Origin of the sequence: Bradyrhizobium sp. ARR65 (genome assembly GCF_000472385.1) — a bacterium.
Classification (GTDB): Bacteria; Pseudomonadota; Alphaproteobacteria; order Rhizobiales; family Xanthobacteraceae; genus Bradyrhizobium.
The window spans coordinates 24943-37583 of the sequence record NZ_AWZU01000039.1; the positions used below are offsets into that span (position 1 = coordinate 24943).

Annotated in this window: 14 protein-coding genes and 1 pseudogene; 11 read left to right on the forward strand and 4 right to left on the reverse strand. The window is 60.9% G+C overall.

Annotated elements, in window-relative coordinates:
- The first annotated feature begins 51 nt into the window (after positions 1 to 51).
- From F758_RS0131465 to F758_RS0131485, 5 genes are all read left to right on the forward strand, one after another.
- A complete protein-coding gene (locus tag F758_RS0131465; RefSeq protein ID WP_024511625.1) occupies positions 52 to 819 on the forward strand; it encodes a calcium-binding protein in 768 nt (255 codons plus the stop codon).
- Positions 819 to 2660, forward strand: a complete 1842-nt coding sequence (locus F758_RS0131470) for a type I secretion system permease/ATPase (protein WP_024511626.1) — start codon at positions 819 to 821, stop codon at positions 2658 to 2660. Before F758_RS0131465 ends, F758_RS0131470 begins: the two co-directional genes overlap by 1 nt.
- A complete protein-coding gene (locus F758_RS0131475; RefSeq protein ID WP_024511627.1) occupies positions 2647 to 3957 on the forward strand; it encodes an HlyD family type I secretion periplasmic adaptor subunit in 1311 nt (436 codons plus the stop codon). Before F758_RS0131470 ends, F758_RS0131475 begins: the two co-directional genes overlap by 14 nt.
- 55 nt (positions 3958 to 4012) lie before the next feature.
- Complete coding sequence (locus tag F758_RS44865) at positions 4013 to 4666, forward strand: biliverdin-producing heme oxygenase (RefSeq protein WP_024511628.1); 654 nt, start codon at positions 4013 to 4015, stop codon at positions 4664 to 4666.
- A gap of 84 nt (positions 4667 to 4750) precedes the next feature.
- Positions 4751 to 5137, forward strand: coding sequence for a hypothetical protein (locus tag F758_RS0131485; protein WP_024511629.1), 387 nt, complete (start codon positions 4751 to 4753; stop codon positions 5135 to 5137).
- Positions 5138 to 5409: 272 nt separating this feature from the next.
- Here F758_RS0131485 and F758_RS51030 read toward each other — a convergent pair whose 3' ends face one another.
- Positions 5410 to 5685 (reverse strand): hypothetical protein, encoded by a 276-nt coding sequence (locus tag F758_RS51030; RefSeq protein ID WP_024511630.1) that lies wholly within the window; start codon positions 5683 to 5685, stop codon positions 5410 to 5412.
- A gap of 484 nt (positions 5686 to 6169) precedes the next feature.
- On the opposite strand from F758_RS51030, the gene exbB reads away from it, so the two are divergent.
- From exbB to F758_RS0131505, 3 genes are read left to right on the forward strand one after another with little or no spacing between them, the layout of a single operon-like run.
- Positions 6170 to 6919 carry a tonB-system energizer ExbB gene (gene exbB / locus F758_RS0131495; protein WP_502689194.1) on the forward strand — a complete coding sequence of 250 codons (750 nt, stop codon included), beginning with the start codon at positions 6170 to 6172 and terminating at the stop codon, positions 6917 to 6919.
- Positions 6920 to 6924: 5 nt separating this feature from the next.
- Positions 6925 to 7437, forward strand: a complete 513-nt coding sequence (gene exbD, locus F758_RS0131500) for a TonB system transport protein ExbD (RefSeq protein WP_024511632.1) — start codon at positions 6925 to 6927, stop codon at positions 7435 to 7437.
- A complete protein-coding gene (locus F758_RS0131505) occupies positions 7434 to 8297 on the forward strand; it encodes an energy transducer TonB (RefSeq protein WP_024511633.1) in 864 nt (287 codons plus the stop codon). Before exbD ends, F758_RS0131505 begins: the two co-directional genes overlap by 4 nt.
- A gap of 206 nt (positions 8298 to 8503) precedes the next feature.
- Here F758_RS0131505 and F758_RS0131510 read toward each other — a convergent pair whose 3' ends face one another.
- Both F758_RS0131510 and F758_RS44870 read right to left on the reverse strand, forming a co-directional pair.
- Positions 8504 to 9172, reverse strand: coding sequence for a siderophore-interacting protein (locus F758_RS0131510; protein ID WP_245286637.1), 669 nt, complete (start codon positions 9170 to 9172; stop codon positions 8504 to 8506).
- 75 nt (positions 9173 to 9247) lie between these two features.
- A pseudogene (locus tag F758_RS44870) lies at positions 9248 to 9944 on the reverse strand (O-methyltransferase).
- A 148-nt stretch (positions 9945 to 10092) separates the two neighbouring features.
- Here F758_RS44870 and F758_RS0131520 point away from each other — a divergent pair.
- The 3 genes from F758_RS0131520 to F758_RS0131530 all read left to right on the forward strand — a co-directional run bounded on the left by F758_RS0131520 (position 10093) and on the right by F758_RS0131530 (position 12122).
- Complete coding sequence (locus tag F758_RS0131520) at positions 10093 to 10905, forward strand: AraC family transcriptional regulator (protein WP_024511635.1); 813 nt, start codon at positions 10093 to 10095, stop codon at positions 10903 to 10905.
- Between the two features lie 76 nt (positions 10906 to 10981).
- Positions 10982 to 11533, forward strand: a complete 552-nt coding sequence (locus F758_RS0131525; RefSeq protein ID WP_024511636.1) for a cupin domain-containing protein — start codon at positions 10982 to 10984, stop codon at positions 11531 to 11533.
- A gap of 121 nt (positions 11534 to 11654) precedes the next feature.
- Positions 11655 to 12122 carry a DUF1203 domain-containing protein gene (locus F758_RS0131530; RefSeq protein WP_024511637.1) on the forward strand — a complete coding sequence of 156 codons (468 nt, stop codon included), beginning with the start codon at positions 11655 to 11657 and terminating at the stop codon, positions 12120 to 12122.
- 66 nt (positions 12123 to 12188) lie between these two features.
- Here the strand turns inward: F758_RS0131530 and F758_RS0131535 are convergent, their stop codons facing one another.
- Entirely contained in the window at positions 12189 to 12638 is a 450-nt protein-coding gene (locus F758_RS0131535) for a glycoside hydrolase family protein (RefSeq protein WP_024511638.1), read from the reverse strand.
- Positions 12639 to 12641: the final 3 nt, after the last annotated feature.

A 12641-nucleotide genomic window follows, 5' to 3' on the forward strand; every position in this document is an offset into this window, starting at 1 on the left:
CATCGCAGATGAACCGCCCGCAATGGCTTGGGCCAAACAAGGAGCAATAACATGTCCGCGCTCGACATCTATTTGACTTCCGCCAGTTCCGACCTGAAGGGCTATCTCGACGGCGTGATCGGGGAGAGCACATCCAATCCGTATGGCATCTTCAACCCGGCGAGCACGCCGTATGACCAGTGGTATCACGGCGGCGGGACCTCCTCGGCGCACGCGGAGATCCTGAGTGGTAATTTCACCAGCTACTCTGGAGGCAATTTGACCGGAACCGCCGACACCCTGACCTTCGGCACAGGCCTGTCGGTCAACTCCTCCACCGGCAACGCCTCGCTCGCCAATACCGAGCTGACTATCGACTACCATCACGCCAATGTCGATGCCGGCCCCAATTCGTTCGATTACTCGATCTATGGGATCATCAAGCAGGCCCCGAGCTACTTCTACACCTATCTCGGCGATGCCGGGACAAACCAGCACGGCACCTCCGGCGATGACACCCTCTACAGCTTCTACGGAAACGACACCCTCACCGGAAACGGGGGCAGCTCGGATTTCGACACGTTCAAGTGGGATCATAGCCTCTACGATTCCACACACGGTTTTGGCAACGACACGATCTCTGACTTCGTCCACGGTAACGATCTCATCGACTTCAAGGGTTATGGCTGGAGCAACTACAGCCAGTTCATCAGCGACAGCCATGTGAGCGTCGCCGGGAATACCGTCACCTACGTCGACCCGACCAATTCGAGTCTGCACAGCACGATCACGGTCGATGGTGTGTCGAGCCTGTCCGCGTCCGATTTCGCCTTCGTCTGATGGTCGCCGAAGCAGGACGATACAAGAAGCGGACACCGCCGCAGCCGTTGGCTGCGGCGGCTGTTTCCCTTTTTAAACAAGGCGCCGTTGCCTTGGCGCTGGTCAGCGGGGTCATCAACATCCTCGGCCTGACCGCGCCCCTGTTCATGCTGCAGGTTTACGACCGCGTGCTAGCAAGTCGCAGCATCCCGACGCTGGTCGGTTTTGCAGTGCTGGCGGTGATCGCCTACGCTTTTCAATTGCTTCTCGAAATTGTTCGATCTCGCGTATTGCTGCGCGCCGGTGAATTGTTCGACCATCAGCTTTCCGGCCGTGTCCATGAAGCGATCATTCGGCTTCCGCTGGAGAGGCGCATGCCGGGCGATGGTCTCCAGGCGCTGCGCGACCTCGACAATATCCGTAGCTTTCTCTCCGGACAGGGCCCCTCCGCCTTCTTCGATCTGCCCTGGGCGCCGCTCTACCTTGCGGTCTGCTTCGCCGTACATCTGTGGATTGGCCTAACCGCGCTGGTGGGGGCCATCATTCTGGTGGCTCTGACCACCCTCACTCACAGGCTTTCAGCCAAGCCTGTTCTCGACACCGTCGGCTATGGCATGCAGCGCAGCACCCTCCTGGAGGGCTACCGCCGCAACGCGGAAATCATCCGGGCCTTGGGACTCGGCCCCAGAACGGCCGATCGTTGGGCGTCGGCTAATGCAGACTACCTTCGTGCCAACCGCAGAGCGGGGGACGTTAGCAATGCGCTTGGCAGCACCGCCCGCATGTTCCGGATCGTGGTCCAATCGACGATCTTGGCCGTCGGCGCCTATCTCGTCATTCAACAAAGCGCCACGGGCGGCGTCATGGTCGCCAGCTCGGTCATCATGGGCCGTGCTCTCGCGCCCATCGATCTGGCCGTTGCCACCTGGCGCTCCTTCCTCATGGCCCGGCAGACTTGGGCGCGCCTGAGCGAACTCCTGGCTCTGGTCGCGCCGGCGGACAAGATCACAGCGCTGCCCAAGCCGAAAGCAGCCATGACTGCGGAAGGCGTGGCGATCATCCCGCCCGGGCAGAACCACCCGACCGTTATCGACGTGAATTTTGGCATACGCGCCGGCAGCGCGCTTGGCATCATAGGCCCGAGCAGAAGTGGCAAATCGACGCTGACGCGCGCGCTCGTGAACGCCTGGTATCCGGCTCGCGGCAAGGTCCGCCTTGACGGCGCCTCGCTCGATCAATGGGACAATGAAGCTCTCGGCCGCCATATCGGCTATCTGCCCCAGGACGTCGAACTGTTCCAGGGAACGATCGCCGAGAATATTGCGCGGCTCGATCCCAATGCCGCCCCCGAAGACATCGTGAAAGCTGCGAAGGCAGCCGGGGTTCACGATCTCATTCTCCGTTTCGAGAATGGGTACGACACCGTAGTCGGGGAAGGTGGCTCGGCCCTTTCCGCAGGACAGCGGCAGCGCATCGGCCTAGCCAGAGCGCTATACGGGGATCCTTTCCTCGTGGTTCTCGACGAGCCCAACGCCAATCTCGACGCGGAAGGAGAGGGGACCGTCATTCAGGCGATCGCGGCGGTGCGCGAGCGAAACGGCATAGTGATCGTTGTAGCGCACCGGCCGAGCGTGCTCGGCGTAGTCGATCTCGTGCTCATGATGGAGAACGGCCGCTCGAAAGCCTTCGGGCCGCGCGACCAGATATTGTCAAGAATGCTGCGGCCGACACTTGGCGCATCCGTGCCGAAAAGCTCTGCCAGCGAGCAGACTAGAATGAATCCCCTTGGACAGCTTCGGGTCGTGGTGGGCTCCGAGGAGGCATCGGCGGCCTCGATGGACGAAGGCGATGTCAAACACTGATGCCGTTGCAGTGGTGCGCTCCGTGAGAGTCCATCTTGCCCTCGGAATTCTGGGCGTGCTTGCGTTCATCGCCTGCGTCGGTGGCTGGGCCACCGCAACCGAACTGGCCGGCGCGGTCGTTGCCAACGGCACCTTCGTGGTCGAATCTTATGTGAAAACGATCCAGCACCCGACCGGCGGCGTGGTCGGTGAGCTGCTCGTCCATGAAGGACAGCGGGTCAAGGCGGGTGGCGTTCTCATCCGTCTCGATGCAACGCAGGTCAAAGCCAACCTTGCAATCGTCACTAAGCGCCTCAATGAACTGACCGCCCGCGAAGCCCGGCTCGAGGCCGAACGCGACGACAAGGACGCAATCACCTTTCCGCCGGCGCTCCTTGCGCATGTGAACGAACCGGAAGTCACGCGCGCGATGCAGGGTGAGCAACACCTGTTTCAGTCCCGACGTGACACACGGATCAGCAAGAAGGCGCAACTGGCTGAGCGCATCAAGGAGTACCAAAACCAGATCGCCGGACTCAAAGCCCAGCAGTTGGCGTTCGAGCAGGGCATCGAAGTTCGCCAGCGGGAGATCGTGAACCTGCGCGACCTTCTGGCGAAGGGGATTACGTCCGTCCAGCGACTGAACGAATTGGAGCGCGACAAAGCGACACTCGACGCCTATCGGGGGCAAGTCGTTGCCGGCCAAGCGCTGGCGGCCGGCGCCGTCGACGAAGCTCGGCTGCAGAGTCTTCAGATCGACCAAGACCTGAAGACGGAAGTCGCCAGCGATCTGCGCGACACGCAGGCCCAGATCGGTGAATTCTCCGAACGCAAAATCGCCGCTGAGGATCAACTCCGCCGCATCGATATGATCGCGCCGCAAGATGGCGTGGTTCACAATCTCTCCGTCCATACCCTCGGCGCCGTCATCTCGCCCGGCGAGACGGCCATGGAAATCGTCCCGGATGAAGACAGCCTTGCGCTTGAGGCACATATCAACCCGCAAGACATTCACGATGTCCAGCTGGGCCAACCCGCCGTCCTGCGCTTGACCGCCTTCAATCTGCGCACGACACCGGAACTGAACGGCACCGTGAGGCGCGTCGGTGCGGACGTCACGCAGGACCAACGCACAGGTGCTTCCTACTACGTCATTCGTATCACGATCGCGCCCGAGGAACTGGCGCGCCTGGGCCAGTTGAAACTCGTTCCGGGAATGCCCGCCGAGGCGCAGGTGCAGACAGGCGAGCGAACCGCGTTGTCCTATCTCATGAAGCCGCTCCGCGATCAGATCGCCCGAGCTTTCAGGGAAGATTAGGGCGGACAAGGGAGCCACGGATTTTCACCCAGAACAAAAGGGCAAGGAGCCAAGCATGAATACGACGGCCATAGCATCTCGGGAGACCGACGAACCGCGGGGTCTGGCCAAGCGGTTGAAGGCCGCCACGCACAACCAGCATGATGCGCTCGACAAGCGCATCATGGGCCTCGATCCGTTCGGCAGTCGTGCGCGCTATGCGACATTCCTCAAGATTCAGCACGATTTTCACCAGGAGATCGATCCGCTCTACAACCATCCCGGTATCAGTACCTTCATCGCGGATCTCAGCGAACGGCGACGCCTCGATCTGATCCGGCAGGACATCGTCGATACAGGTGGCACGCTGTCGGATATCCGGCATTCCGGCGACTTGATCGCCGTGCCGAATGCGGTTGGCTGGCTCTATGTCGCCGAGGGCTCGAAGCTCGGAGCGGCCTTCCTCCTAAAGGGGGCGGAAAAACTGCGCCTGTCGGAAAGCTTCGGTGCCCGCCATCTCGCCGCTCACATCGATGGGCGGGGCATTCATTGGCGCCGCTTTACGGCGGCCATCGATGCGATACCGTTCACGGCAGCCGACGATGCGCGCGCCATCGAGGGAGCCAGGCAGGCATTCGCCCGCGTGCGCTTCCTGGTCGAGAAGCATTTCGGAACGATCAACCACAATGAGCGTGTTGCGAAAGTTAGCCCCCCGCCAACGGCTCAATGACAGCCATCCGACCATTCGGTCCCAGTCATAGCGCAGAGGTTGCATCGAACTTGATGCGTTCCCGTTTCATCATTGGAGATCCCCATGAGTGCCGTCGCGTCGCACATCCAACATACGTTGCTGGGTTGGACGAAACTGCTGTTGAGAAGCAAACCCGTCTTTTGCGATGAAACGACATTGTTCACAGACGACCAGCTCAGATTCCTCGCCAGCCGCGGCGTCATCTATCTGACCGTGCAACCGAGTGGTGAATTTAGCACCATCATCGCACAAGACGCAGCAACAGCAGCTAATATCGCGTTCTGGCGTAATGCTCAGGAGAGAGTCCTCGGCCAAATGGGCTTCGGCTTTCTGCGTCATCTCAGAGACCCATCCCTGCAATGGGGGCCGATGCGTGATCCCGAAGTCGTTGGGGAGATCGCCTCGACAAATTCTAAAGCGCTGTACGCCTCAGATGAAGCGCCCTCGTGATAGCGTGCGAGTGATGGTGCGCCAGGTCGAACGCAGCGCTTGGTTCGCCATGCGTTGGGTTGCGCGCCGACGTGTGCAAGGAAGGGCTGTAACGCGGCGGACTCGCCAATCCGGGATCGCCATCCGCGTTTTCGCAGCTCGTGCCTGCAGGCTGAAACGAGGGCTGCCGATCAGCGATGAAAGTCAGGACAACGAAAGCGTATGCGGCGAACGTTTGTTATCCTATTGATCAGAGCGGAGCACGGCCGGCGCAGCGTTCCGCTTTAGCTGTGCTAACTGATACAATTCTGCGTGGAGCTATTCGGCTGCACATGCATCCGGAGGTAGGTTGCGGACATGCCATCGCCGATCAAATAAGGTTCGGAGAGCGCGAAAATCGATTTCACAGCGGACTCGGCGTTCATGATGTTCTTGCGCGCCGTATGGATCGCTTCACGATCAGCGGCCCGATGGGAGGATCGCTCGCTGAAGGCATTGCCTACTCCAACGGCGGGATTATCCGCCCTCCGCGGCGCAGAAACAGTCCGATACCTGCCGATGGTCATCATCCGTCCCGTGGACGTCGACCTCGATAGATATCGTCACCGATGCGACGGCCCTTAGAAAGAAGGACCCTACGTCATGCTTTGCATCTTCCTCGTTGAACGGAGCAATCCACACCGCATTTGCGTAAGCCGCCCACGATCAAATATCATCAGCGCGCTCGCCACGCTTGCGGTCCTCACACAGCCGAGCGGCGCGCAGGAGGGTACAGGCGCCAGGTCAACACCGACGACGGTCAATCAAAGTGAGGTGAGAACTGAGACGGCGCCGCCGGCGCAGGCTTTCACGCAAACAGGGAAAGAGAGCGCTGCGGCTCCGACGGTGCAAGCGCCAACCGCGACAGTTCATGCATCAACACAAGTGTTGCCTGCTGAAACCCCCGGCGTCAGCACAGGACACTCTACGGCGGGTCGATCGCAGCAAGCGGCCAGCGGCGATGTGAAGGCGGTGCCGACGTTTCTTGACGAGCCCGCAGAAGCCCTGCGACAGATGTTGACGCCAACACGGCGCGCCGACCTACCACATGATCTATCGCTTTGGGGCATGTTCTTAGGAGCCGATACGATCGTCAAGAGCGTCATGATCAGTCTTGCCTTCGCATCACTTGTGACCTGGACAATCTGGCTAGCCAAATTCGTCGAACTCACCTGCGCGCGGGCGCGCACCAAACGCACGATCGAGATCGTTCGCACATCAAAGACGCTAGACCAAGCCGTCGCCGCGACAATGGGGCGCGGCGGCCCCGCCGCGTTGATGCTGCGCGTCGCCCAAGAGGAAGTACAATTCTCCGATGCTGCCATTGCCTGCGCGGGTGGTGCCGGGCTGAAAGAACGTGTCACTTCCGGTCTCGATCGCATCGAGGCATTCTTCAGCCGTCGCATGTCAGGAGGTACCGGTGCGGTTGCTACGATAGGCGCGACAGCGCCCTTCGTTGGCCTGTTCGGAACCGTCTGGGGAATCATGAACGCCTTTATCGGTATCTCCCAGGCCCAGACTACGAGCCTTGCCGTCGTCGCGCCTAGCATCGCTGAGGCATTGCTCACCACGGCAGCAGGTCTGGTTGCCGCGATCCCGGCCGTCATCATCTATAATGTATTCGCCAGATCCATCTCCGGCTATCGCCATCTCTTGAGGGATGCCGCGACCTGCGTCGAGCGCCTGGTCAGCCGCGACCTCGATTTCCGCTTTGTGCCGTCGGACGCGGGAAGGCACGCCGCACCCGCGATAGCCGCGGAGTGATCGCCATGGTTCGCGGAATGCGCCAGGGCCCTGACATCGATCTCGATGTCAATCATGAGATTAACGTCACGCCGTTCATTGATGTGATGCTGGTTCTACGCATCATCTTCATGGTCGCGGCACCTCTCGCAACCCTCGACATCCATGTCGATTTGCTTGCCTCGACGGCACAGCCAATCGCGCGCCCCGACAAGCCGCTTTACCTGACTCTGAAACGCGATCGGACGCTGAGCCTCGGCGAGACGCCCGTCACGGAGGAAGGCTTACAGCTGGCCATCGACGCAGTTAGCAAGCGCGACAAGGAGACGCGTGTCTTTGTGCGCGCAGATGAAACCGTCGAGTACGAAAGCCTCATGGCTGTGATGAATCGACTGCGCGATGGCGGTTATCTCCACATCGCTCTCGTTGCTCTCGAAACTGTGCCACAGCCGCTTTCGACACAAGAGAGTAGTGCCAGCGATAACCAAGGGGCGTCCGCAACTGACCAGATGACTTCGCCGCGGATTACCCGCCAATGACCGGCTGGGTCCACACCATAAGCCGGTCACGCCGCCTTCTGGAAGCAGCACTCTGGGGCGCAGCCGGGCTCGTCGCTTTTATCGCGCACGCAGGAGCCTTGATTTGGGCCACGAGTGAGCCGCCCGTCACAATCGCCGATCCGGCTCCACCACCGGCTATCATGATAGAGATGGCAGCGGAGCCACAAGCCGTTAATACCGACATGAACCAGATCGTTGATCGGACAAAAGACGTCACGGAAGCCGTCAGCGAGGCAATGCAACGCGTTCAGGAAAAAGTGGACCCGGTAGGGCAGACGATGGAGCTTCCGCCTGACCAGGAGACCGTCGAGCCACCAGCCGAAGTGACGCTACCAATCGAGCAGGTAACCACGGTCAAACTCGCCAGGATCGAACTGCCTCTCCGGGCTACCAAATCCCAACCGCAGAAGAGGACAGCCGAAAAGAAGCAGCCTAAGAAGCAGAAGCGGCAGGAGCAGCAGCAGGCGTCGGAAACATCCTTCGCCGCGAGTGCACAGATAGAGCAGTCTGAGCGTAATGCTGCGCGCCAGACTGTCGCAAGCTTCGGTTTCGGATCGGCTTCGCCCGCCGAGTGGCAATCCCGGCTCATGGCTCACCTGGAACGGCGCAAGCGCTATCCTCCCGCTGCACGCGAGAAAGGAGAGACGGGTATCGTCTTCGTGCGTTTTCGCATCGATGACGCGGGAAACGTCCTGTCCGTCGCCCTTGCGCGATCATCCGGATTTTCGGAGCTCGACGGCGAAGTGCTGTCCCTTGTCCAGCGCGCATCCCCCGTTCCGGCACCGCCGCCCGGCGCCAACAAGTTAATTACCGCGCCGGTGCGGTTTAGCTCGAGGTAAGACGCGCCGGTGCGGTTTAGCTCGAGGTAAGAGATGGCTCAGCATCCGAGCAAATGCATTCCTGTCTCCGGCTCCGAGAGAGTGTCCGTTCACGGAGATCGCCGTGCTTGCCAATGTCTTCCTGGCAGGGTTGAGAGCCGGCCTAACCAAGACAGCCGCCGTCCGCACCTCGATTGCAGATGCTCGTCGAGCCAAGTGCTCCACGATCAATCGAGACCGGGCTTTCCGGGTGCCCAATAAGCCTTGGCAACGATGCGCGTAGCGGGGACAGCCCGACGTTTCAGCGCCAGCCGGAGCCGCTGAATCGTGGAGGCCTTCCCGGTCAGCACGAAGGTCGTGCCCGCGGCGACAAGCGCAGGGAGCGTCGCCTCCATCTCCTTGAGGTGCGCGTCGCCCTCTGTCCTTCCGAACAGCACGGCATGATCAAGTCCGAGATGCGCCGTAACGCGACGGCTGGCCTCGACATCATCAACCTCGAACCAACACACCACTGCTCGGGCCCGATCCTGGTGTAGGAGCGCGTGCGCCAGCCCGATGGAGGTCTCATCACCAAGGATGGCAAGCGGGCCTGTCACGCCACTCACATCCACCGAGCGGCGCGGCCCGAAGACGTAGCATCCGGTGCCGGGTTTGAGGCCGCGAACCCATGCGCTTCCCGGTCCGTCGCCGTGAGCATAGCCTAGGATGCGGGTGCGGCTGGCAACTGCCTGCCATTCTATCGGCGTGTATGTTCGCGCGACGAACGCTGAGCCCATCGCTATCTGGACCTTGTGGCCGGGTATCCAAGCGCAGGCCTCGAGCGCTGGGCCTTCCAGCGTGATCAGCCGAAACCGCTCGGCAATCGTCTCACATGCGGCGACGGTCGCATGTTTCATGAACATGCGCACCAAGGCCCTGCTCAACCTTCCCGGTGCGTTCGGCGCAGCTGATGCGGACATATCCATCGAGCATCACCGGGCGACGATGGTGAATTCGTTGCCGCGAGCTTGGTCGAGCGGGAGCGGTTGCGAGACATATCGGTTCGCGGGATTGCGGACATAGTCTAGATATCCCGGCTCGAAGGCGTTCTCCCCAAGCACCACTGCTCCAGGCTGCAGCCGAGGTTCGATCAGCTTGAGGATCGGCAGGTAAAGGGCGAAAGCGCCATCGAGCAGCAGCAAATCGACTTCGCCGCCAACATCTTTGAGTGTCTCAAGCGCGTCGCCCTCGCGGATAATCTACCAGATCGGCAAGGCCCGCGGCGTCGAGGTTTGCGCGCGCCCGCGCCACCTTGGTAGGCTCAAGCTCGGAGCCGATGAGATGCCCGCCTCCGTTGTCGCGGAGCGCGGTGGCCAGATAGATCGTCGAGATTCCCATCGATGTGCCGAATTCGACGATCCGGGTCGCTTTGCAGGCGCGCGCGATCATATAGAGGAAGCGGCCATAGGCCTGCGAGACGTTGAGGAAATTGTCGGCGTAGCCGCGATAGATCGCCCGATAATCCATCCGTTCCTCGGCGATCATCTCCGCGGCGGCTTGCTCCAGTGTCGCGCCGGAGGCCTCGATGTCTGCCATGATCGCACCGAGACGCTCCCGATCCGCCGCTTCAGCGTCCTGATGCAGCTTGTTCAGGATTTGGCCGACAGGCCCGCTACTCAATGTATTCACGATGCTTCCTTTTCCGATCAACGCCGCCATGGCGGTCTCGACTGGTCCATAACGATCGGATATGGAAAATCAGCGCTGGCGTCATTACGAAGTCTGGACAGAATGTTATCCAATCTTGCCAAGCGACATTCGCGTCTTAAGGCGGCCCATGCCGATCCTGAATGAGCTTTCTGAACCAACAGACTGGGTCGATCCGGACGGCGTGCCCCGGCCGGTCGTGACCTATGGTTTCGTAACGACCGATTTCGATGGGATCGAGCTGGACCTCCACCGCCACGCGAAAGGCCAAATCATTCTGGTGCAGCGCGGCGCGCTCAGTTGCGAGGTGGAAGGTGGGCTGTGGATCGTGCCGCCCCGCAGTGCCATCTGGATTCCCGGCGGGGCGCTGCATACCGTCAAGGCGACCGGCGCACTTGAGGGCTATAACGCTTTCGTCGACCCAGATGTCGGCCAAGGCCTGCCGGAGATCTGCTGCGCGCTCTCGGTGACACCGCTCCTGCGCGAGCTTCTGATGCGCGTGGCAAACCTGCCACTCTTCTACGAGGAAGGCGGCGCAAACTCGCGACTGGTGGCGGTGCTTCTCGACGAATTCGCGGCGGCACAGGTCGAGGATCTTCATCTGCCGATGCCGACCGATGCCCGCCTGCGCAGAGTCGTCGACCTGATGATGGCCTCGCCGGCGGAGCGGAGACCGCTGGACGTCTGGGCGAAGCGGGCCGGCATGAGCGAGCGGACCTTGGCGCGACTGATAAGCCGGGAGACAGGCATGAGCTTCGGCCGCTGGCGCCAGCAGCTCGGCGTCATGCTTGCCGTGAAGTGGTTGGCCGGCGGTGCTTCGATCCAGCAGGTCGCTGCCGGCCTCGGCTACGAGAGTGTGCCCAGCTTCGTGACCATGTTTCGGAAAGCGCTTGGCACCTCGCCAGGCCGCTACATGGCGGAACGACATTCCGGCCGATTATGAGATTTCAGGATAAAAAAGGCGCCTCCCTGCCATTACCTGAGCAAAGCCGACTCGTAGCTTCCCGGAGCTTGGATATGTGGATTTCAGCGTCGCCATTTTAAGGCGTGGGCGGCTCAGCGATCCGCTCAGCACGGGAGCCAAGCAACTCACCGTAAGCGAGACTAACTTCGATCCGACAAGGGACAATTTCCACAAGCATCCTGGTCAAGAAGTGGCGGTGCTCTTCGTTGCCGGACAGGTCGAGCAAAGGATCGATCGCGAGAAGCGTATCCTCAATCCTGGTGACTCCGCCGGCGTTCCGGCTGACGTTGTGCACGCCTCGTTCAATTCCGGTGACCAGCCCGTTAAGATCATCGCAATCCTCGGACCCTGCGTCGGGCCTAACGGGTACGAGGTGATCTACGTCGCCAACGATGCTCAGTGGAAGACGCTACGGAAAGTGAAGAATTGCAATAGGAGAAATTGCAATTCTACGATCCGCACTCAAGCTTTCTTCAGCTTCGATACTGAGTCCGATCCTCAGAGGGGAGGCATTTCTGCCGGAAACGCGCTGCGCGTCGATTTTCCGCCAGTCGTCCGCTTAGCTCAGACACTCTGGACATGCCCGCCCACGCAGAAACCGCCGTGATCGAACTACCCCTGCCAGCAATAGACAGCCGTCACGCTTTGGTGAAGGCCCGCGTCAGGAAACGGGTCGCATCTCGCGGCTGAGGCGCCAATATCGCCTGCGCGAGAACGAGGAGATAATCATGAGCTTTCGCATCAAGGGACTGCCAGGGGAACACTTCAACCACTTGTTCGCGATGACGGACGAGGAACTCGCGAAACATCATGTGGTGCGCCGCATAGCCGATGACCGCCAGCCCGGATATCCCTGCCGGGTAAGCCTCACCGACTCCAAACCAGGCGACGAGCTGCTGCTCGTCAATTACGAGCACCTACCGGTCGACTCACCGTATCGCATGCGCTTTGCCATCTTCGTCCGCAAGGGCGATGAGACCTACGACGAAATTGGCGAAGTGCCCGAGCAGCTGCGCAAACGCATGCTGGCGGTGCGCGCCTTCGATAGCCTGGGCATGATGCTGGCTTTTGAACTGGTGGATGGTCGGGGGCTCGAACAGGCCATCGAGAAACTGTTCGCCGCCCCCCATGCCGAATACTTGCACGTGCATTTCGCGGCGCCTGGCTGCTACGCGGCTCGCGTCGAGCGCGCCTAGTTGGAACCCGACATGCCAGAGTTCAGGTAGGCGTAGCCCCGAACGATTCAGATACCACGTTCGGTGTCAGAGCCGCATGTGTGAGATCGGAGCTTTGATCGACACGTCGGCCAGGCCGCGGTTGGCGAGGGTACGGAAATCCGAAACGTCATTAAGCGACACGGCCGGGCCGACCGGAACGCCCGTGGGACCGCGCAGGCGCGCTCCGAGCCGCAGGAACAGCGGCGCGTTACGGATGTCGCGCATGGTCCCCGTCACGGTGATATCCTCTATGAGGCTGCCATGGATCGTCTCAAGCGCGAGCCCACGCAAGACGCAATTTGCAATGGCGATGTTCCGGAATCCGTTCGAGCCCGTGCCGCACTTGATGCGGCCGATGCGCTGCCAATCGTGGTTCTCGACAGTATCGGGAAAGGTCTTGAAGCTGCCGTCGATGAGCGAGGCGACCTGGCAGCCGCCGGTGGCGATCGTGACGCTTTCGGTCGGGCGCGTATAGTCGAGAGCAAACGAACTCACAGA